Genomic DNA, 506 nt, shown 5'->3' on the forward strand with positions numbered 1-506 from the left:
GCCTGATGCGGGTGTTCGCCCGCATCAGGCAACGGTTGCCATTCTACCTGCTTTAGATTAAAGAAACTAGGGCAGAGCGATATTTCGACTTCTTCACAGTTCGAGAAAAATTGGGGGAAATCAAGTGTCGATACAGATATTTATCATGAATGAAGCAATGATTTCAGACGACCTTTTGCTATAATCCGTCCGTTTCCCCACGCCCCTTTTGATATGAACACCCCAAAAGCCTTTGCCATACTCGGCCCGACTGCCGGCGGGAAAACCGCCCTCGCCTTGAAAATCGCCGAAGCCCTGCCGGTTGAAATCATCAGCCTCGATTCCGCGCTGGTGTACCGCGATATGGACATCGGCACGGCAAAGCCAACGGCTGCCGAGCTTGATGCCGTGCCGCACCACCTTATCGACATCATCCTGCCGACGGAATCTTACAGCGCTGCGGAGTTTGTCGGCGACTGCGTGCGGCTGGCGGAGGAAATCCACGCGCGCGGCATGCTGCCTTTGAT

General features: G+C 54.3%; 1 protein-coding gene. It reads left to right on the forward strand.

What is annotated here, in order from left to right; translation table 11 throughout:
• Positions 1 to 213: 213 nt before the first annotated feature.
• Positions 214 to 506 (forward strand): tRNA (adenosine(37)-N6)-dimethylallyltransferase (locus ACTHUR_RS18710; protein ID WP_440400270.1); only part of this gene is annotated, 293 nt, incomplete at its 3' end.

Source organism: Neisseria sp. P0021.S007, from assembly GCF_051956855.1.